The following is an 18,941-nucleotide window of genomic DNA, read 5'->3' as shown; positions in this document are numbered from 1 at the left end:
GTTGGGCCGGAAGGCGGTCACACAGCGGTGTAGCCGCCGTCGACGGGCACATCGGCGCCGGTGATGAAGCTCGCCTGGGGACTCAGCAGGAACACGATGACCGAGGCGATCTCGGCGACGTCCGCGATCCGCCGTAGCGGATGGGATTCGACGAGCTCACGTTCGGCTGCCGCCGGATCTCGTTGCGCGGCAAGGTAGGTGCGCAGCTGGTCGGTCCGCACCGAACCCGGGCTCACCACGTTGCAGCGGACTTTCTGGCACGCGTAGTCGGCGGCGATCTGACGGCTCAACTGGAGCACCGCGCCCTTGGACGCGCAGTATGCGGGCTGGTTGCGCAGCCCCACTCTCCCCGAGATCGACGAAAGGTTGACGATGGAGCCGCCCGATCCCTGCCTGACCAGCGTCCGGACGACATGTTTGCAGGTGAGAAAGGTTCCCGTCGCGTTCACGCTGAGCACCCGCGTCCAGTCCGCGAGCGTGGTCTCGGTGAGAGGGCGCGAGACCATCGTGGCGGCGCAGTTGACCAGGCCGTCGATCCTTCCCCACTCGTCGAGCGCCGCGTCGACAGCGCCCTCGACCGCGGCCTCGTCGGTGACGTCGGCAAGTTCGGCGCGCGCCTGCCGTCCTTCGGATCGCAGCTCGGCCGCCAGTCGTTCGATGCCCTCCGCGTTCCGATCCACAAGCAAGACGGGTTTACCGGTGGAGGCGATGGAGCGCGCCACGGCGGCCCCGATCCCGCTGCCGGCGCCGGTGACCACGGCCGCGTTACTCATCGGTATGTCCCTCGATCCCGTCGTTCGGCGAATTTGTCCAGCCGGCAGATCACTGACCTGCGTCAATGACTTCCAGAATGGCGATGAGAGTGACATGCTGCATGCAGCATGTCAAGGAGTTGATATGCGGCATGCGGCATGCCAATATCGGCCCGGAGTGGAGTGAGAAGGGCGGTGTTCTGGGCTTGAGCCGGACGAATGAAGCGGTACGGATCGCGGTTGCCCAACTACCTTCGGCGGGACCGGAGCTCGACGTCAACCTCGGTGCCACGATCGACGCGATCGAACTGGCGGGGGCGGCGGGCAACGATCTCGTCGTGTTTCCGGAATGCACGCTCAGCGGTTACATGTTCGCCTCGCGCGCTGAGGCCGAACAGGTGGCCATCGGCCTGGGCGACCAGCGGATCGAGCACCTTGTGCGGGCATGCCGCCGCGCGTCGACCGTCGCGGTGGTCGGGTTTCTCGAAACCGACGGCGACGCGCTCTACAACTGTGCGGTGACGCTTGGACCCGACGGCGTGCTCGGGACCTATCGCAAGCAGCACCTGCCTTGCCTCGGCGCCGATCGCTTCGTCGAGCCCGGTCGCGGTGAGGCCCCCCGCGTCGTGACGACCCCGATCGGGCGCATCGGCGTGATGATCTGTTTCGACCTCCGCTTTCCCGAATCGGCGCGGGTGCTCGCCCTGCAGGGAGCGGACGTCATCGCGATGCCGACCGCCTGGCCGCAGGACGCCGTGTTTCTCGCCGACCACGTCACCCGGGTCCGCGCTCTGGAGAATCTCGTCTACCTCGCGGTCGCCGACCGAGCCGGCGACGAGAACGGCACGGCTTTCCTAGGCCAGAGCCAGGTGGTTTCGCCCGCCGGAGAGGTGTTGATCAACGCCGGAAATGATCACGGAGTCTTCGGCACCGAGGTGGATTTCGCCCAGGCGCGCCGGAAGAAGCTCGTGATGATTCCCGGCGAATACGAGCTCGGGATCTTCGCGGAGCGCAAACCCGATCAGTACACGGAGATCACGCGTCCAGTCGAGTCGTCGACCCGCGAGGCACGGTAGGAAAGGAGATTGGTCGTGTGCGGACCTGAGCTGATCACCGAGGCGACGCGCCGCAAGATCGCGGCGTACGCCGCCGAATTCCGGAAGGTGACCAAGAGCCCGTTCGGCGCCGACGACGAGATCGGCATGCTCAACCTGCTGTCGCCGGAATCGGCGCGTGAGGTGATCCGGCGGGCGGATGGCGGTGCCGCGATCGACTTGTCCGTCGACATGTTCGTGGGCATGCCATCGTGGGTCAAGGCCGGCGACCCGGCCTTCCAGCAGTGGATGACCCACACGCCCGAGGGCACGATCCTCGACGACCTGACCGGGGCCGGGGATGCGCAAAACCGGCTGGTGTCCTATTCCGGCGACGCGGTGTCGATGTACACCCACACGGGAACGCATATCGACACGCTCAATCATTTCGGCTACCACGGCGAAATATGGAACGGGTTCTCCGCGGCGCAGCATCTGAGTTCGCGGCATTGGACCAAGTGCGGTGCTGACAAGATCCCGCCCCTGATCGGCCGCGGCGTGCTCTTCGACGTGGCCGGACTGCACGGGGTGGATGTGCTCCCCGCCAATTACGGGATCGGTGCCGACGACCTGCGCGCTGCGCTGAAACGGCAGGGCACCACGTTCTTGCCCGGGGACATCGCACTGGTCAGGACCGGACGGATGGCCCAATGGCCGGATCCGGCGCGCTATATCGACAACAGCCCGGGCCTGAACCTGGACGGCGCACGGTTCCTGGCCAGGGCCGGGGCTGCGCTGATCGGCGGCGATAACTCCGCGCTCGAGCAGATGCCGGCCGACGATCCCGAGAACTGGCAAGTGGTCCATACCTATCTTCTCGGGGAGGCCGGGGTGCCGATCATGGAGCTCGTCGACTGCGAACAGCTCGCCGCGGAGTCGCTCCACGAGTTCGCCTTCATCGGCGCCGGACTGAAGATCCGAGGCGCGACCGGCGCGCCGATGCGACCAATCGCGATGCCGCTGACCCGCTGAGCACCGCGACCCGTTATCCACAAGTGAGGCGAGTTCCACCATGTCTGAGAATGATTTCACGTCCGCGGTCGACCACAGCCGGACCTCGTACGGCGACGAGGGGTTCAGCCGGTTCCTGCGCCGCGCGTTTCTCGCCTCCCGCGGATTCGACGACGTCGATCTCGACCGGCCCGTGATCGGGATCGCGGTGACCACGTCCGACTACAACACGTGTCACCGCGATATGCCGGCCCTCCTGCAGGCGGTTCGGCGGGGGGTCCTCGAAGCCGGCGGACTCCCCATGGAGTTTCCCACGATCTCGCTCGGCGAGATCCTCACCTCGCCGACCTCCATGCTGTTCCGGAACCTCATGGCGATGGACACCGAAGAGATGATCCAGGCGCTGCCGATGGACGCAGCCGTGCTGCTCGGCGGATGCGACAAGACCGTGCCGGCGCAGCTGATGGCCGCGGCGTCGTCGGACAAGCCGGTGCTGCTGGAAGTCGTGGGGCCAATGATGACGGGCAGTTGGCGCGGGGAACGGCTGGGCGCCTGCACCGACTGCCGCCGGCTGTGGGCGAGCTACCGCGCCGGCGAGCTGGACACCGCGGAGATCACCGAGGCGCGCAGCGAGCTGGTGACGACCGCAGGTACCTGCGCGGTCATGGGCACCGCATCGACGATGGCCTGCCTGACCGAGACACTCGGCATGATGCTCCCGGGCGGAGCCACCCCTGGCGCGTCGACCGGCGCACGGCTACGGCACGGCGTCGCCACCGGGCGGCGCGCCGTCGAACTGGCCCGGCAGGGCACGCCTAAACCCCGGGATGTCCTCACCAGAGCGTCGTTCGAGAACGCCATCAAGGTCCTGGCCGCCCTAGGCGGTTCCACCAACGCGCTAGTCCACCTGATCGCCGTGGCTCGGCGAGCGGGTGTCGAGCTGTCGCTCGCCGACTTCGACATTATCGGCGCGAAGGTTCCGCTTCTCGTGGACTGCAAACCGTCCGGCGCCAACTACATGCCGGACTTCCATCAGGCCGGTGGGGTCCCGGTACTACTCAACGAGCTCGAACCGCACCTGGAAACGTCGACGGTCGGCGTTACCGGACGTTCCCTGGCCGGACTGCTAAGCGACGTCCGGCCCCACGACGACACGCAACACATCATCCGGCCGCTCGACGATCCGCTCGGTCCGCCCGGTGCGCTCGCGGTGCTGACCGGTTCGCTCTGCCCGGACGGCGCGGTGATCAAGACGTCGGCCGCGAGCCCGGAACTGCTGCAGCACACCGGCCCGGCCTTCGTCCTCGATGCCGGGCAGGACATCGCTGCGGTGCTCGACGACCCCGACCTTGACATCACCCCGGATCACGTACTCGTGCTACGCCTGGCCGGCCCGATCGCCGCCGGCATGCCTGAGGCCGGGGCGCTGCCGATTCCGGCGAAACTGGCGCGCCAGGGAGTTCGCGACATGGTCAGGGTTTCCGACGGGAGGATGAGCGGCACCTCCTACGGAACCGTGGTGCTGCACTGCGATCCCGAGGCCGCGGCGGGCGGGCCGCTCGCCGCGGTGCGCAACGGCGACCTCATCCGGCTGGACGTCCCGGCACGGCGGATCGACCTTCTCGTGGACGAGGACGAGCTGGCACGGCGCCTGCGCGAGTTCACGCCGGCGCCGCTGCCGGCTCGTGGCTGGCGGCGGCTCTACGCCGAGACGGTCCTACCGGCCAGTCAAGGCGCTGACCTGTCGTTCTTGTAGGGTGATCGAAAGGGGGGACGGGACCGATGGCGCTTTTGACGTGCTGGCGAAATAGCGCGGGCAAAGCTGGTTCCTCGCTTGTCAACAGAAAGGGTAAGAACGCGTGAAGCCACTGTCGGGCGACAACGCCTCCTTGACCGAGCGGGTTTTCGAGCAGATCAGAACCGCCATCCTTTCCGGGGAATTGGCGCCCGGCTCGCTGTACTCGGTCGTGGAGATCGCGAGCCAGCTAGGCGTGTCACGCACACCCGTGCGCGAGGCACTCCTGCAGTTCGCGGCCAACGGCATGGTCCGGTTCGAACGCAGCCGTGGCGTGCGCATCCTCGAACTGTCGGTCAAGGACATCGAGGAGATCTATTCGCTGCGGCTGCTACTCGAGGCGCCTTCCGCCTATCGCGCGGCGACGCAAATGAACGATCGCGATCGCGCGGTCTTCAAGAAGGCGTTCGCCGGAATGCGCAAGGCGAGCGATGCCGGCGACGAACGCCTCTTTCAGAAGCACGATATGGCCTTTCACGAGACAATTGTCCGCGCGGCGGGCAACGAGCGAGTCGTCCAAGTGGTGGCCAACACGCGCTCGCAGATGCACGCACTGGGCCTTTCCACGATCAAGACGCGAACGCTCGCCGACATCCTCGCCGCCCACGAAAAGATTTACGACGCCGTTCTCGCCAACGATGCATCCGGTGCCGGCGAGGCGGTGCAGGACCATCTCATCGGCACGCTTAAGGTGCTGGTGAAACAGTCACTCGACTCAACCGAGGCCGGCGAGGACTATCAGCCCCCGGTCGCGCGGTTGAAATTGCTTCCTTAGCGTTGATTCACCCGTGGTTTTGGGTAACGGTTCCACCATGAGAAGGTGAGATGCCCTCTTGAACTGGGACGATTGATCTTGCTGAAGGATTCCTTCGTCCTTGGGAGAGGGCATCTCTGGAGCGCGATCTCCGCATAGTGCGCACAAAACAAATCGTGATCAACTGGTGGCCGCACCGGTCCTCCGGCCCCCTCGCCAGCCAAGATCAAAAACTGCAGCTGGAGTACTGAACGCTCCTTATTTCTTGCCTTGTGCCACCAGTGCGGCGATCTGGCTGCGCGAGGTGAAGCCGAGCTTGGTGAGGATGTGTTCGACGTGGGTTTCGGCGGTGCGCTGCGAGATGACGAGCGTTTCCGCGATCTGCTTGTTGCTCATTCCCTGCGCCACGAGGTTCGCGACTTCCTGTTCGCGTTTCGTCAGCAGGTCTTCAGCCGTTGCCTCTCGGTCGGATTTCGTTCGTGCGGCGGGTTCTCCGAGTAGTTGGGTCGCTACCTGATCGAACGTCAGGTGGGTACCTTTCTTAAAGGCCCGGGCGTATCTCTTCTCGCCGAGGGATTGCCGCACCTGCGCTTGCGTGCGGTCCTGGTACTCGCTGAGGAAGGGGAATTGTGAAAGTGGGCCGCTGCGGTCCCGGCGGAGGGTGTGGGCGGCTCCGGCCAGCTGGGCGGCTTGCTCGCTCCGCTCCGAACTCGCCGCGATCCAGCTCATCGTCTCAAGGCAGTTGGCCGCGCAGGTCGTGTCGTCGAAGACGCGTTGCGCGTCCATGCACTGGAGCTCAAAAGCTTCTGCCCGGTCCCAATCGCCTTCGCGCCATGCCGCGAATCCGAGGCCCCACAGGGCCCAGGTCCGGCGCCAAGTCTCGCCGTGGTGCACGCACAGATCCAGCATCTTGGTCCAGTTGGCCATTGCGCGTTCGCCGTCGCTGAGGACCGAGTGACAGATGCCGAGGTTCAGCAGAGCAGAGGCGAGCCAGTCGAGTTCTTCGGTGTCCTGGTGCCGCGCCACGAATTCCTCAAGCAGCACAATAGCCTTGGGAAAGTCGTTTTTCTGCATGGCCGCGACTGCTTCGCACACCTGGTACAGAGTCGCGGACTGCTCCTGGCCAAAGTCCGCGGCCAGCTTCCGGCTTTCTTCAAGACTGTCCGTCGCCGTGGCCAGGTCGTTTTGCATCAGCGCGAGGTAGCTGGCGCTCGCGAGCGCGCGGATCCTCGGCACGCTGGGTTCGACATCGTTGTCCAGCAGGCGGGCGAACCAGCGTCGCCCCTCACTGGTGAGTCCACCGACCCGCCACAAGTCGCGGTAGGCGTCGGCCAGGCGCAGTCCTTGGTGGGATTCATCGGATACGGCGAGGCAGAAGTCAAGCGCAGCGCGGACGTTGGCGTCATTCAGACGTGCCTGTTGGACCAAATCCAGTTGGGCGGGACCGAACCACTTGCGCCGCGTTTCCTCCGCGATTTTCACGTACCAATCCCGATGCCGCTTCCGAAGCTCCTGCTCTTGCCCGGTCGTGTGCAGCACCTCGCGGCCATATTGCCGGATCGTTTCCAGCAACCGATAACAAACACCGGTTTCCCGCGCATCGCGGATGACGACGGACTTTTCCACCAACCCGGTCAGTGCTGTCAGTATCTCGCCGTGCGGCAATGCGGCATCCGCGCACACGGCTTCCACCGCAGCCACGTCACAACTCCCCGGAAAGATCGACATCCGAGCCCAGAGAGCTCGTTCGTGCTCGGTGCAGAGACCAAAGCTCCAATCGATCGACGCTCGCAGGGTCTGGTGCCGTGGCAGCGCGGCCCGATTGCCCGAGATCAACACACGGAACCGGTCGTCGAGACGCCGCAGGAGCTCGTCAGGCGAGAGCACCCGCAGACTCGCCGCGGCAAGTTCGACGGCCAGCGGGATCCCATCCAACCGCCGACACAGCCTTGCCACTGCCGGCCCGTTGCGGTCATCAACTTCGAAGTGCGGTATTGCTGCCGCCGCGCGGTCCTCGAAGAGCCGGATGGCCTCGAATCGACGCAGTTCCTGGACGGGACATCGCATGTCGCCGGGCGGCACACCAAGAGCCTGTACGGGCAGCACGCGCTCTCCCTGGATGCGCAACGGTTCGCGGCTGGTGCCGAGAATCCGCAGTCCAGGGCACCGGGTCAGCAGCGTCGCCACGAGTTCGGCACACGAATCCAACAGGTGTTCGAAATTGTCCAGCACCAGCAGCACTCGGCGCTCCCTCAACCGGTCCGCCAGCGTGTCCGCGGTCCATGCCGTGAACGAGTCCCGAATCGCCATCGCCGTAGCGACGGTCTGAGGCAGCAGGCGTCCGTCGTCCAAGCTCGCAAGCTCCGCCCAGTAGACGCCGTCGGGAAACGAACGCCGCAATTCCCATGCGGCGCGCATGGCCAGCCGTGTCTTGCCTACCCCGCCCACACCGGTGAGGGTCAACATCCGGGAAGCCGACAACCCGCGCCTGATCTCGCTCAGCTCCGCGCGTCGCCCGACGAACGAGGTCACTGCGACTGCTTGCAGGCCCTCTGCAGAGACGAGTGCCATGGAGCCCATCCACGCTGATTTCGCTTGACGCAACAGTGTCTAAATGGTACATGCGCCAACCAGCGTGTGCGCCTCTCAACCATCACGTGACATTCTGTTCCGCACATTCACTGCCGTTGCGGGCTGCGACGTCTGACGGGAGCCACCGGTCGCCGGTGCGAGTTCGCTGGCACGCCGGCGCTCGCGGCCGGGGCAGCTTCACATGGGTACGGGGCGACCGCCTCCCTCATGCACCTTTCCGGTCAGTAACCAGGTCTCGGACGGCGTGCAAAGCGGGGTTGTCGTCGTTCGTCCGCCATGCAGCGACGAGTTCCACCGGCAGTTTCAGACAAGATTACAACGAACCTCCTGTCCGCATCGTGCAAACCTTGTGGACATGGGCAGTTTGCGCGGGTTCTTGTCCGGCTCATGTCATCCGGTTCGTGCCGTCGCGGTGCGTGCCGGGCTTCCCGTTTTGTGTAGGGCTTTTCGGGGCGGCGTTGGAACGCGTCCTCGGGGCCGAAGGTGACCAGCTAGGCAGTGCTGGAGACTTTCTGTCACGGGCACGGTTCCGCGGTCATTCCACGGGTTCGGATACGTCGGCAAGGACCTCGGCCGCGGTGAGCAGGTGCGTCGTCATGGCCGCCCGAGCGAGTTCCGCGTTCTGCCATCGAATGGCGTCGACGATGTCGTGATGCTGACGCTGGCTGCGCTCGACCGCGTCCGCCGAGTACTGCCCGAAGTTCCGTGCGATCGCATTGACGCTGACCAGTTGATGCAGCAGCTGGGGCAGCCGGGGACTGCGGGCGGCCGCGACGATCGAGGAGTGGAGCTCGGCGTTGTGCGTTGTGCGCAGCTCCACGGCTTGCTCGTCGCGTCTGTTGCCCAATCCGTCCATTTCAGCGAGCGCGCGTTCGATGCGCGCCAACTGCTCGTCTAAGCCCCAATCCACCGAGGCGGGTTTGAAGTGATCTTGGTTTCCTTTGTTGATCATTGTGGTGGGGTGTGGACGTGCGGAATCCGCTGGTCTGCCCAGCTTTTCCATGGTTCCTGGGTTGGGCCCTTGCGGGCGGGTTGGGGGAGGGTGATCAGGCTGTTTCGGGTGGGGCGTGGGTGGTGTGGAACAGGTGGTGCCAGTCGTGTTGGCGGGGCCAGTTTTCCGGGAGGTGCAGTGTGATCGAGCGGGCTCGTCGGGCCACCCGTGCCGGGATGTTGATCAGTGTGCGGCGCAGGGTCGCGGCGCGGGCTTTGGCGTGGAAAGCACTGGTCAGACTGCCTGCGGCGCGCAGCAGGTTGTGGGTCAGGGCGGCCAGCGTCAGCCAGGCGGCGTTGGCGCTGAAGACCCCGGATGGGATGTGGGCCAGCGGGCCGTGTTTGAGGTCGTCGTTGACATGTTCGATGATCGCGTGCGCACGGTGGGTTTTCTCCGCCTCGACCAGCGGCTGGCTGCTGGTGGTGAAGCAGGCGTGATACCGCCAGACGGGAAACAGGGCATCAGCGTGGTTTTTGTCTTTGACCCGGCGCACGATCAACCGACCAGCCACCCGATGGGCTTTATCGCTGGCGAAGGCGGTGAATTCGGTTTCCGCGATCTCGGCGTCACTGACCCAGGACTGGCTGGCCTCGTCCCAGACGGCCTGGGGATACTTGATCGCCGTCCACGCGTCCTCGGCGATGCCGGCGATCGCGCGCTGCACGTTCGGATACTGCGCCACCGTGATCGACACCTCCACACCTTGCGCCCGGCAGGCGGAGACGACTTCGCCTACGTAGAAGGCGGAATCACCGCGAAACAGCATCCGGCCCGGCCCGGCGCCGCACCGCCGTGCAAGGTTGATCGTCTCGGTGACCAACGACGCCGCACCCCGCGCCGAGCCGGCGTTGCCGCCACGCATCCTCGTGGCGGCAACCACCGGCGCCGATCGGGGCGTGGACAGCGTGGTCAGCAGCGGGTGGTAACCCCGCAGCCGCACATTGTGACCGCCGATCTTGGTGTGCCCGAACGCCGCACCCTGCTTCGCGTGGCCGAACACCCTGCCCAGGGTGGAATCAGCATCGATGAACGTCCTCTCAGCGGCGCCGGCCAGCACCGGAGTCTGCCGGGCCATGCCCACCAGGCACTCCCGCGCGGCCGACTCCACCTGCCGGGCATGCCCCCACGTCAAAGCACGCAGAAACGTGCCCACAGTGGACGGTGCCCGGATCCCGCCGAACAACTTCGGCATCGCCCCATGCCGGATCACATCGAGATCATCAATGCTGTCGGCGCCGGTGAGCATCCCGGCCACGATCGAGCCCACCTTCGCATCCGCATTCGCACCCTCCGAACCGGGAACCCGGACACCCTCGGCGACAAGCTCGGACAACCCGACGCGTTCGGCCAACCGCATCACCGGAACCAGCCCCGCCGAAGCCACCAGATTCGCATCGTCGAACACCGCGCTCACCCGCGCAGCACTATGAGAAGATCGCACCTGCGAGATGCCCTTCCAATCCATGTTGATCGATCCCTACGCAAGATCAATCATCCCAGGTCAGAAGGGCATCTCGTGCTCTCGCCACCGAACCGTTACCCAAGATCATCGGTGGATTGGGGCACTAAGTGCCTTCCTGGCCCGCCGCTCACAGTCGCTATGCCAGCGCACGAGGAACTGGGCGTTACCCAACAGGGGGATGGCGCCCAGCAGCTTCCACAGCTGCTCGAGCACACCGAACAGCCCCGCCGACCGCTCTGCGTCGCCGCGATCCATCGCGACCAAGGCCAGCAGCATGAGGCACAGCGTCACGTACAGCACATCGTGGAAGCTGTGCGTCAATCGAAGAGCGGCCCGCGCCTCCTCCTCCGCCGCCGCAACGTCGCCGGCGATGCGGCGGACCGCCGCGAGGACCCAGTGCATCCAGCCCCGCGCCAACTCGTCGCCGACCCGTTCACAGATCGACCGGCCCTCCTCGCCGAGCGCCATCGCGCGGTCGAGGTCGCCCAGTTCCAGGTACGCGATGGCTCCGTAGACGAAGGTGTGAAGCGCAGGCTGACGCAGATCGCCCAGAGCCCGGTGCTTGGCCAACGCCTGCTCCTCCAGCGCTTCCTCCATCTTCAGGCCAGCTCACGCCGCCACGCCGAGCACTCCCGACATCGACCGCCATATCACTCACCAAAAACTGCGAAACCTCACTCGGAGATGCTGACAGGGTTCCTGGCGGAAGCCGGTCTCGGTATCACAGATGTCGGCTTGATCCCTATACGGGGCGGTAGTGGCGCAGCGGTGGGTCTGCGCTCGGCTCGTCGGCGTCCGCTGCCAGGCGTCAGTTCTGTCCTGACAGGACCGCGCCGAGCTGCCGCATCGCGCCGGTGTTGCCGACCACGTGCTGGGAGACGCAGCGGACATCGCGCCAGCGGCGCTGTAAAGGACTGGTGCTGTAGAGGCCCGCACTGCCCGAGAGGGTCATGAGCTCGTTGAGGATCCGGATGCCCTCGTGGTGGATGTGCTGGGTGGTGCCCTTGTAGCTGAACCACTCGGCCGGGGTGGGCGCCTCTCCCCCGAGGGCACGGTCCATGACGATGCGTCCGGTCTGCTCCGACAGGGCGGCCAGGGCCGCCGCCCGCAACTGCAGCTCGGCGAACTTCTCCTGGAACACCGGGTCCTCGCCGAGCAGTGCCTTGGGGTTGAATGCCGGCCGCTTGGTGGCGGCGAGTTCGGCGAGATCGCCGAGTGCACCGTCGAGGGCGCCGAGGATGATGGCGTCGTGCGAGGCCCCGGTGGGTGAAAAAGGCAAGTCGTAAAGGGGAGCGGGGATGTTGTTGTCGCCGAACGTCGGCCCCGTGTGGTACTCGGGCACGAAGACGTCATCCATCGTGAAGTCGGTGCTCTGCGTGGCGCGCAGGCCGACCGCGTCCCAGGTGTCGAGGAACGTGACCTGCTCGGGCCGGAACAGCGCGACCTGCATGTCCGGGCGGTCGTCCGGCAACGGAGGCGCCCCTTCGACCAGAAAGCCTCCGAGCATCCAGTCCGGGGTGAAGGGGCCGCTCGCCAGCGGCCATCGGCCACTGATCCGATAACCGCCCTCCACCGGCGTCGCCAGCCCCTTCGGAGCCACCGCTCCTCGGAGCATCAGGTCCGCGCCGCCTCCGAAGACCTCTTTCTCAAGCGTCTCCCGGGGCAGCGACCGTAAGAAGAACCACGCCATCGAAGCGACCTGGACGGTCCAGCCGGCCGATCCGTCGGCTCGGGAGATCTCCCGCACCACCCGGGCCCCCTCCAGCAGCCCGAGCTGCTCGCCGCCCCACGCCCGGGGCAGGGCCATCCGGAACACGCCGGCCTCGCGCAGTGCGGCGACGATCTTCGCTGGCACCGCCCGGGCGTCCTCGCCCTCGGCGGAGCGTGCCGCGATCTCGGGAAGGAGTGCGCGGACGCGGTCGAGAACGCTGTCGCCGGTTCCTCGGTCCTGGGATTGAGTGGGGTCAAGAAGCGTGGCCATGAAGGGTCTCCTAGTGTCCTGAGTCGTTGGTCAGTTGATTAATTCGTGTGCAGTAGTTGGCGAGGTTGTCCAGGATCTCGTCGGCGGTTTTGGTCCACACGAAGATCCTGCTGGTTAATTCCTGATCATGCTGCGAGGGCGAGTTCGAGGCGGGTGAGATGGCTGGTGCGGGTCCGGTCGAGGGGGTGGCCGTTCCACCAGGCATCGAGGCGGATCAGGTTGAGTGCGACCGCGGAGAACACGTGTTGCAGGTGGGTCTTGGCCAGCCCGCGGTAACGGGCGTGGCGCAGGTCGGTGACCGCGATGCCTTGGCGGATGGTGCCCTCGACCCCGGCCCGCAGCGCGTATTTGGCCTGCCAGTCCTTGGTTTCCTGGTCGGCGCGGGCAGCGCGTTGAGCCTCGTGGACGGCCCGCGGGTGCACGGTGATTTGGCGTCGCCGGGTCCGGGAGGTGGTGCACTGCTCGCGGACTGGACAGGGCCCGCAGGTGGCGGTCGCGAAGGTGATCACGATCGTGTCGGTGCCGCGCTGGGTGACAGGGTTCCAGGAGGAGCTGGTCTGGCCTTGCGGGCAGGTGGCCTGCTCGCGGTCGAAATCGATGGTGAACGCGGCCCGGTCGAACCCGGTGCCGGCCCTGGCCTGGGGCGAGTGGTCGGCCAGCAGGGGAGTGATCAACGTGATACCGAAATCGGCCAGTGATCCGCTCATCAGCTCGGCCGAGGGGTAGCCGGAGTCCAGGTAGTGCTCGCCGGGCAGCAGGCCACGACCATCCAGCGCCTGGTGGATCGGTTCGGTCATGGCCACGTCCGGGACACTCGCGTCCGTGGTCGCCACGTTCGTGATCAGGTTGGGTCGTGGCACGGTGGCATCGGCCGGCGGGGTGCCGGGGCGTTCGCAGGTCTCGCTGACGTGCACCTTGTAGCCGTTCCAGAAGGTGTCGCGTTTGCCGCCGCAGCGGGCATCGGTGTCATACGGCGACGCGAACTCAGGCGTCATCTCCCTGGCGGGAGACCGTCCGTGTCCGCCTCCCGCCGTGTGATCACCTCCCGTCCGTTGCCGGTGATCGTGCGGGTGTAGTTCTGCAGCAGCACCACTCGCAGCACCTCCACGGCAGGCAGCTCACGCAGCCAGCCAGGGGCGTCGGGGGAATACACCGCACCCAGCAGCGTGTACACGTCGGTGCCGTAGGCCAGCGCCAGATCCCGGCGTTTGGCTTCGGAGGTGGGCAGTCACCAGGAATCCATCCGCGCGGCATACCGCTTTCCCCACGCCGGCACATCGATCGCCCCGGCCAGCCACTCCGGTGCGGCGGCCGCGAGAGCCTCCAGCGCGGCCCGCACCGACTCACCCGCCAGCTCCAGCCGGTTCAGATCCCGCACCGCCGCCACCACGTGGGTGGAATCGGTGCGCTGTTTCCCGCCAGCGGCCACCAATTCCTTGTCCTGCAACACTTTCAGCAGCAGATCCAGTGCCCGTTCCTCCAACCCGTGGGCGACCAGCCGGGTGCGGAACTCCGACAAGACCGACGCGTCGAATCCCGGATCGTCCAGCTCCATGCCGAGCGCGTATTTCCAGTCCATGCCGAACCGGACCCGGTGTGCCGCACCCCGATCGGTCAGGTTCTCCGCCATCTGTAACACCGTGACCAGCGCCAACCGTCCCGGCGACCACCCCGGCTTCCCTCGCGTCCCGAACGCCTCGGTGAACTCCGCATCGCTGAACAGCTCACCCAACTCGTCACGGACCCGCATCGCCAACGGGTACTCGCCGGTGCCCGCCGCCGCCCGCGCGGCACGCACGGTCGCCTCCGGAATCCGCGGCCACGGCCGGGGCTGCATAGACACCACACACTCCATCCTGCGGCCAGGAAGCGGGTAAGCCGACCGCAGAAAGATCATGCACCAGATCAACGGACCACGGCGACACCAAACCCAGCCCCTGGCCGAATTAGCCAGCAGGATCTATGCCAGGTTCAGAACATGATCAGACTCGTGATACGGCAGGTGCACCTTCAACAACTCGAGATCGTCATTGATCCGATCAACCAGGCCCAGCTTGACCACCAGCCGGTGCAGCGCCGCGATCCCCCCGAAACACGTGGCGTCAATATTTCCGCCGACCTCGTAGGACACCTTTCCCGAGGTCAGCATCGGGGCCGACCGCGCACCCCAATGCCCCGCACGCGCGTGACGCGCCGCCACCCGGCGTCGGCGCCGTGTCGCGTTCCGCCGGCTCTGTTCATGGGGTATCTTCTTCACCACAAAGGCCTTTCTTGCCCGGGCTGCGTTGAGGTCGCAAACCCAGACAGGATAAGGCCTTTGCCCTATCCCGGTCCCATCCACCACAACAGACACGCTTGCTCAAGGACTAGCTAGTGTCCTGCGCCGGAGATTCGTTGACAATATGATCGGAGTGACTCCAAGATCTCGTCAGCGCTCTTCGTCCAGATGAACGGCCGGGGATCGTTGTTCCACTCGTCGATCCAGTTGCGGATATCGGCCTCGAGTGCCTGGACGCTGGTGTGCACGCCGCGTTGCAGGAGTTTGGTGGTCAATTCGCCGAACCAGCGTTCGACCTGGTTGATCCAGGACGATCCGGTCGGGATGAAGTGGATTTGGAATCGGGGATGCTTCGCTAGCCATTTCTGGATGATCTCGGTTTTGTGGGTGGCGTAGTTGTCACAAATGACATGGACGCCTAACTCCGCCGGTACGGTTTTGTCGATCTTGGTGAGAAATTTGCGGAACTCGACCGAGCGGTGCCGGCGGTGCAGCGAGGAGATGACCTTGCCGGTGGCGATGTCGAAGGCGGCGAACAGGCTGGTGACGCCGTGACGGACGTAGTCGTGGGTGCGCCGCTCGGGCATGCCGGGCATCATCGGCTGGGACCTCTCCAGCGCTTGCACCTGGGATTTCTCATCGGTGCACAGAACCACTGCGTTCTCGGGCGGGTTCATATACAGGCCGACGACGTTACGGACCTTCTCGATGAACTGCGGATCGGTAGAGAGCTTGAATGTGTCGGCCAAGTGGGGTTTAAGGTTGAACGCTTTCCAGATCCGTCCCACGGTCGATTTACTCAGCCCGGAACGCTTCGCCATCGATGTACGCGACCAATGCGTCGCGTTGTTCGGTTTCTCTTCCAACGTCGAGACGACCACCTTCTCCACCTGTTCGTCGGTGATCTTCCGCGGCGCGCCTGGGCGATCCTCGTCGACCAACCCCTTCAGTCGTCGCTGGACAAACCGCGACCGCCACTTGCCCACCGTCGGCCGCGACACCCGCAACTTCTCGGCGACATCCACATTGGACAAACCATCGGCGCATGCCAGCACAATCCGACACCGCAACGCCAAAGCCTGCGAACTCTTCGCCCGCCGAGCCCAACGCTGCAACGTCGAACGCTCATCGTCGGTCAGCACCAACTCAGCCTTCGGCCGCCCAGTCCTCGCCATTCCCGCAGTATAGCCATTTCGACCATGAATTTCCGGTGCAGGACACTAGCAAGGGGATGTTCCTGGGCTACAGCCCAAACTCGGGCCGCGTCAGGGCCCGTGAGTGTTTTTGGGTGCCATAGCACCCAAAAACACTCACGGGCCGTCAGCTTCCAAGCAGGGCGTCGTGGATGTGATCGCCGATTCGTAGGCGTGCCAATGCGACATCCGCGTTCAGAATTCCGCGTTGTACGACATCCCTGGACTTCGTCAGCGTTGCTTTCGAGCGAGCGAGCGAGCTGCTGGTGGGCTTCTGCGGCGTTCCCGGAGTAGAGCGCGCAGAGACCGTCGAACCCGGCGAGACGGTCGGGATCGAAGCAGCCGTACGGGTCGTCTTCGCCGAGCTGATACCGATCGCGCCTCCCAAGTAGAAGTGCACGTCCGGCTCGCAGAACGGCCTCAGGTATGCGTCGAACAGCTCGCTGAGCTGCTCGGCGGATATGTGCTCGCCCGACCGTGTTCCGGTGATGGTCACGCTGCGCGGCATAGTCACTCCTCCGGCGATGTCATCGATTGTCATCTTCCGCTGCACTGCCCGAACACGATCTCATGGGTTTACCGGGCGCCGAGAAATCGCCCGTAAACACTGAAAGGGATTCATGTGCCGACGACGACGCATACCTGCGGGTACTGCAAGGAAGAAGTCTGCCGGAAGTGCTGCTGGACCGGTTCCATCACCATCGTGGGCCTCTGAATATGTTGGAATGGGCCGATATCTCCGCTGTGGCCGAGCCGGAGACCGTTACTTTCCACAACGGGAAGTCGATCACCTTCTACCGGATACCCGCTGTGCGGAAAGGGTCGCTGATGCGTCGGGACCGGCGCGGCGCGTACCTGGTTTACCTGTACGTCGTTCGTATTCCGATGGTACGCGGGCGAAAGCACGGTCCGGATCTACCACGGCGACATCGACTGCTCCGACGAGTATCCGCTGCCCTGGACCGTCGGGATCGACACCGCTTGGGACCCCACCACCCTCACTCACCGCGCGCAGCAATGGGTCACAGCCCACTGCGTGCAGTTCGAGAAGAAGAAACGAGGCTGACATGCTCGGCGACGACCGCTGGACCGACCCCGACGGCACCGCGCACATCATTCGCCCCAGCACCGGCCCGGCGCTCACCGCGTGCCGTCAACTCGCCGAAGGCGAACCCGCTCGGGCCCGCATCGGTTGCGATCCTGCGTGCTGACCACCGCTGTGGAGCTGGAGAACCAACGACTAGAGCAGATCCGCCGTAACCATGGACCTCGACCCTACCGGGCGGAGCGATGTGAGCCCTCAATTCGTCGCACGCGCTCTCTACCAGTGGGCGAGAGTGTGCCAGCAGTCCCGCCGGGAACTGGCCAATGCGAATAACGATTACACCATCTACCTAGCTAGCACCGTGATCTGATGGCCCAAGGCGAGGATTTCGATGTCTTTGTCTTGGTCGCTCATTGGCAGCAGGCGCAGCATGGCGAACGTATTCGTCACACCCAGGTAGGCCAGTCGCAGCAGCACAGTCGATCATCCTGCTGGTGGTTCTCGACAGCAGCGAAAGCGTCCGTTCGAGCGACTACGGTCGACCTACCCGGATACCGCCTCGTACAAGGGCGGATGAGGTTATCGGCAAGGGCTGCGCTCTGGCGCAGCCCTGGAACCCCTCGGGCGAGGGCAAATTCAGGTGGCGCTCTTCTTCAATGAAGCTTCGAAAGCTGCCCGTTGATCAGCTGGCGTCTTGGCCGCGTCGTACCGCAGCACGATCGTGCCCGCCTGGTGCGCGCTCCCGCCGAGCTTGCTCGCGAACGTCGACGCCGCCGACTCATCCGCGGATGACAGCACCGACACCGCATCAGTTGTCACCAGCTGCACGCACCCCAACTGCGCGCAGTTCTGCGCAGTGTTGTCCCGCGGGTTCGGCACCGCCAAGGCGTCACGCTCGAACTGCTCGACAACCTGCTGGGCCGTACGGTTTTCGCTCGCCGAGTCACTGCCGCACGCCGGCAACACCGCCAAGGGCTCGCCCACCAGAGCAGCGGTCATCCACCGCATAGATCCTCATTTCGGACAACGGGCAGCCCAGCGCCACCCCACAGAACATCCATCGCGAACCGGACACATCCGGTTAACCGGCAAACGGGTGAAACCATGCCTACCGTGCCACCAACGCGCTGCTCCGCCATCGGATGCACCGCGCTCACGGCCAACGGCCGATGTGGCGAACATCAGCGCAGACCGTGGCAGCAGCGCAGCCGATACACCAACCCCGCGGTCGACTCGCCCGACGCGACATCGCGTTCAAGGCCGAGCACCTGCGCCGCGAACCGAACTGCCGCAGCTGCGGTCGGCCAGCCCAACAGGGCGACGACCACATCCTGCCCCGAGCCAGGGCGGCGCGATGTTCGACCACGCCAACGCCCAGAGCCTTTGCGTTTCGTGCCACGTCCACAAGACCACGGCCGAGACCGCTGCACGTCAACGACGGGACCGACTAGGCCCGCCGCGCTGACCACCTACCACCGAGACTGGCTAGGGTCGAAGTCCCTGGGCCTTTCGAATGAAACTTCAGATACTTCCCACCAAGCAAGGCGAGGCAAAACTAACCAGAGGATTCGATGGAGCGGATCATTCACTTGGGTGCAGGGGCACACCTGACGATCAAGCGCCACGCAACTGGCACATGGACGCTGCACCACGCAGCTCCCGGCCGCGAGGACATCCACGTCCACCTGGCCGACGACGACCAGGCCCGGGAAAAGATCACCTGGCTACTGGCCGGGGCCATGCACCACAGATCACCTTGAACTAGCCGGGGGACCGTGGGGGAGTTCAGATCACGGCGCTCGGCTGGGAGGTAGGGCGCCGCTTGAGCTCAGCTTGGCTACCTCGCCGGGGGCCGCCCTCGGGCGTGACGATGGTATTTCAGGTGTGCGTCAGGGCGATTCCGGCGGTCGTTCCGGTGTTTCCGCATCGTGAGAACACTTGTCGTATGCGACTTCGTATGCGAAGTTCACGGCACTGACAACGGGTCCGCAGCCGGATCCGGCCGATTCGCCCGCCCAGGAGATCTCCCATGACCAACTTCTCCCTGACCCGG

20 protein-coding genes are annotated in these 18,941 nt (G+C 65.3%); 6 read left to right on the top strand and 14 right to left on the bottom strand.

Annotation, left to right across the window (positions count from 1 at the left end; genetic code table 11):
* Nucleotides 1-17: 17 nt before the first annotated feature.
* On the bottom strand, nucleotides 18-773 hold the full coding sequence (locus DL519_RS13105) for an SDR family NAD(P)-dependent oxidoreductase (protein WP_190815030.1): 756 nt from the start codon (nucleotides 771-773) through the stop codon (nucleotides 18-20).
* A gap of 131 nt (nucleotides 774-904) precedes the next feature.
* Here DL519_RS13105 and DL519_RS13100 point away from each other — a divergent pair, with 131 nt between their 5' ends.
* From DL519_RS13100 to DL519_RS13085, 4 genes are all read left to right on the top strand, one after another.
* A complete protein-coding gene (locus DL519_RS13100) occupies nucleotides 905-1,828 on the top strand; it encodes a carbon-nitrogen hydrolase family protein (RefSeq protein WP_223838895.1) in 924 nt (307 codons plus the stop codon).
* 15 nt (nucleotides 1,829-1,843) lie between these two features.
* Nucleotides 1,844-2,818 (top strand): cyclase family protein, encoded by a 975-nt coding sequence (locus tag DL519_RS13095; protein WP_190823950.1) that lies wholly within the window; start codon nucleotides 1,844-1,846, stop codon nucleotides 2,816-2,818.
* 40 nt (nucleotides 2,819-2,858) lie between these two features.
* Nucleotides 2,859-4,553, top strand: a complete 1,695-nt coding sequence (locus tag DL519_RS13090) for a dihydroxy-acid dehydratase (RefSeq protein ID WP_190815028.1) — start codon at nucleotides 2,859-2,861, stop codon at nucleotides 4,551-4,553.
* Between the two features lie 103 nt (nucleotides 4,554-4,656).
* The gene (locus tag DL519_RS13085; protein WP_190815026.1) at nucleotides 4,657-5,367 is read left to right on the top strand and encodes a GntR family transcriptional regulator; all 711 of its coding nucleotides are present in this window, start codon (nucleotides 4,657-4,659) and stop codon (nucleotides 5,365-5,367) included.
* Nucleotides 5,368-5,604: 237 nt separating this feature from the next.
* On the opposite strand, the gene DL519_RS13080 is transcribed toward DL519_RS13085, so the two are convergent.
* The 11 genes from DL519_RS13080 to DL519_RS13040 form a co-directional block, all read right to left on the bottom strand.
* The gene (locus tag DL519_RS13080; protein WP_263399636.1) at nucleotides 5,605-7,917 is read right to left on the bottom strand and encodes a LuxR C-terminal-related transcriptional regulator; all 2,313 of its coding nucleotides are present in this window, start codon (nucleotides 7,915-7,917) and stop codon (nucleotides 5,605-5,607) included.
* 556 nt (nucleotides 7,918-8,473) lie between these two features.
* Nucleotides 8,474-8,824 carry a FadR/GntR family transcriptional regulator gene (locus DL519_RS13075; protein ID WP_190815022.1) on the bottom strand — a complete coding sequence of 117 codons (351 nt, stop codon included), beginning with the start codon at nucleotides 8,822-8,824 and terminating at the stop codon, nucleotides 8,474-8,476.
* A 160-nt stretch (nucleotides 8,825-8,984) separates the two neighbouring features.
* On the bottom strand, nucleotides 8,985-10,370 hold the full coding sequence (locus tag DL519_RS13070) for an IS1380 family transposase (RefSeq protein ID WP_397545032.1): 1,386 nt from the start codon (nucleotides 10,368-10,370) through the stop codon (nucleotides 8,985-8,987).
* Nucleotides 10,371-10,475: 105 nt separating this feature from the next.
* A complete protein-coding gene (locus tag DL519_RS13065) occupies nucleotides 10,476-10,988 on the bottom strand; it encodes a hypothetical protein (protein WP_190815020.1) in 513 nt (170 codons plus the stop codon).
* Between the two features lie 211 nt (nucleotides 10,989-11,199).
* Nucleotides 11,200-12,372: an acyl-CoA dehydrogenase family protein gene (locus DL519_RS13060; protein ID WP_190815018.1), complete on the bottom strand. Its 1,173-nt coding sequence runs from the start codon at nucleotides 12,370-12,372 to the stop codon at nucleotides 11,200-11,202.
* Nucleotides 12,373-12,497: 125 nt separating this feature from the next.
* On the bottom strand, nucleotides 12,498-13,367 hold the full coding sequence (locus DL519_RS46355; protein ID WP_223838894.1) for a transposase: 870 nt from the start codon (nucleotides 13,365-13,367) through the stop codon (nucleotides 12,498-12,500).
* Nucleotides 13,364-13,546, bottom strand: a complete 183-nt coding sequence (locus DL519_RS46350) for a hypothetical protein (protein WP_223838893.1) — start codon at nucleotides 13,544-13,546, stop codon at nucleotides 13,364-13,366. The genes DL519_RS46355 and DL519_RS46350 overlap by 4 nt, the downstream gene beginning before the upstream one ends.
* 54 nt (nucleotides 13,547-13,600) lie before the next feature.
* Nucleotides 13,601-14,209 carry a transposase gene (locus tag DL519_RS46345; RefSeq protein WP_223840273.1) on the bottom strand — a complete coding sequence of 203 codons (609 nt, stop codon included), beginning with the start codon at nucleotides 14,207-14,209 and terminating at the stop codon, nucleotides 13,601-13,603.
* A gap of 123 nt (nucleotides 14,210-14,332) precedes the next feature.
* A complete protein-coding gene (locus tag DL519_RS13050) occupies nucleotides 14,333-14,725 on the bottom strand; it encodes a hypothetical protein (protein ID WP_190824615.1) in 393 nt (130 codons plus the stop codon).
* A 17-nt stretch (nucleotides 14,726-14,742) separates the two neighbouring features.
* Nucleotides 14,743-15,825, bottom strand: coding sequence for an IS630 family transposase (locus tag DL519_RS13045; RefSeq protein ID WP_190815016.1), 1,083 nt, complete (start codon nucleotides 15,823-15,825; stop codon nucleotides 14,743-14,745).
* A 145-nt stretch (nucleotides 15,826-15,970) separates the two neighbouring features.
* Nucleotides 15,971-16,351, bottom strand: coding sequence for a hypothetical protein (locus DL519_RS13040; protein WP_190815014.1), 381 nt, complete (start codon nucleotides 16,349-16,351; stop codon nucleotides 15,971-15,973).
* Between the two features lie 559 nt (nucleotides 16,352-16,910).
* On the opposite strand from DL519_RS13040, the gene DL519_RS13035 reads away from it, so the two are divergent.
* Entirely contained in the window at nucleotides 16,911-17,054 is a 144-nt protein-coding gene (locus DL519_RS13035; protein WP_190815012.1) for a hypothetical protein, read from the top strand.
* Nucleotides 17,055-17,233: 179 nt separating this feature from the next.
* Here the strand turns inward: DL519_RS13035 and DL519_RS48625 are convergent, their stop codons facing one another.
* Together DL519_RS48625 and DL519_RS13025 are read right to left on the bottom strand one after the other, a co-directional pair.
* Nucleotides 17,234-17,365 carry a hypothetical protein gene (locus DL519_RS48625; protein ID WP_263399635.1) on the bottom strand — a complete coding sequence of 44 codons (132 nt, stop codon included), beginning with the start codon at nucleotides 17,363-17,365 and terminating at the stop codon, nucleotides 17,234-17,236.
* Between the two features lie 159 nt (nucleotides 17,366-17,524).
* Nucleotides 17,525-17,887, bottom strand: coding sequence for a hypothetical protein (locus DL519_RS13025; protein WP_190815010.1), 363 nt, complete (start codon nucleotides 17,885-17,887; stop codon nucleotides 17,525-17,527).
* Between the two features lie 572 nt (nucleotides 17,888-18,459).
* On the opposite strand from DL519_RS13025, the gene DL519_RS13020 reads away from it, so the two are divergent.
* The gene (locus tag DL519_RS13020; RefSeq protein ID WP_190815008.1) at nucleotides 18,460-18,648 is read left to right on the top strand and encodes a hypothetical protein; all 189 of its coding nucleotides are present in this window, start codon (nucleotides 18,460-18,462) and stop codon (nucleotides 18,646-18,648) included.
* Nucleotides 18,649-18,941 lie beyond the last annotated feature (293 nt).

The sequence above is a fragment of the Saccharopolyspora pogona genome (genome assembly GCF_014697215.1).
In the GTDB taxonomy this organism is placed as follows: domain Bacteria; phylum Actinomycetota; class Actinomycetes; order Mycobacteriales; family Pseudonocardiaceae; genus Saccharopolyspora; species Saccharopolyspora hattusasensis.
The sequence above is the reverse complement of the archived record's forward strand: the minus strand, read 5'-3'. Positions and strand labels throughout refer to the sequence as shown.

Bases quoted from the DNA above. Each gene is read 5' to 3' on its own strand.
- DL519_RS13105 (WP_190815030.1), bottom strand. From the start codon at position 773: ATGAGTAACGCGGCCGTGGTCACCGGCGCCGGCAGCGGGATCGGGGCC.
- DL519_RS13100 (WP_223838895.1), top strand. From the start codon at position 905: ATGCGGCATGCCAATATCGGCCCGGAGTGGAGTGAGAAGGGCGGTGTT.
- DL519_RS13090 (WP_190815028.1), top strand. From the start codon at position 2,859: ATGTCTGAGAATGATTTCACGTCCGCGGTCGACCACAGCCGGACCTCG.
- DL519_RS13080 (WP_263399636.1), bottom strand. From the start codon at position 7,917: ATGGCACTCGTCTCTGCAGAGGGCCTGCAAGCAGTCGCAGTGACCTCG.
- DL519_RS13065 (WP_190815020.1), bottom strand. From the start codon at position 10,988: ATGGAGGAAGCGCTGGAGGAGCAGGCGTTGGCCAAGCACCGGGCTCTG.
- DL519_RS13060 (WP_190815018.1), bottom strand. From the start codon at position 12,372: ATGGCCACGCTTCTTGACCCCACTCAATCCCAGGACCGAGGAACCGGC.
- DL519_RS46355 (WP_223838894.1), bottom strand. From the start codon at position 13,367: ATGACGCCTGAGTTCGCGTCGCCGTATGACACCGATGCCCGCTGCGGC.
- DL519_RS46345 (WP_223840273.1), bottom strand. From the start codon at position 14,209: ATGCAGCCCCGGCCGTGGCCGCGGATTCCGGAGGCGACCGTGCGTGCC.
- DL519_RS13045 (WP_190815016.1), bottom strand. From the start codon at position 15,825: ATGGCGAGGACTGGGCGGCCGAAGGCTGAGTTGGTGCTGACCGACGAT.
- DL519_RS13040 (WP_190815014.1), bottom strand. From the start codon at position 16,351: ATGCCGCGCAGCGTGACCATCACCGGAACACGGTCGGGCGAGCACATA.
- DL519_RS13035 (WP_190815012.1), top strand. From the start codon at position 16,911: ATGCTCGGCGACGACCGCTGGACCGACCCCGACGGCACCGCGCACATC.
- DL519_RS13025 (WP_190815010.1), bottom strand. From the start codon at position 17,887: ATGACCGCTGCTCTGGTGGGCGAGCCCTTGGCGGTGTTGCCGGCGTGC.
- DL519_RS13020 (WP_190815008.1), top strand. From the start codon at position 18,460: ATGGAGCGGATCATTCACTTGGGTGCAGGGGCACACCTGACGATCAAG.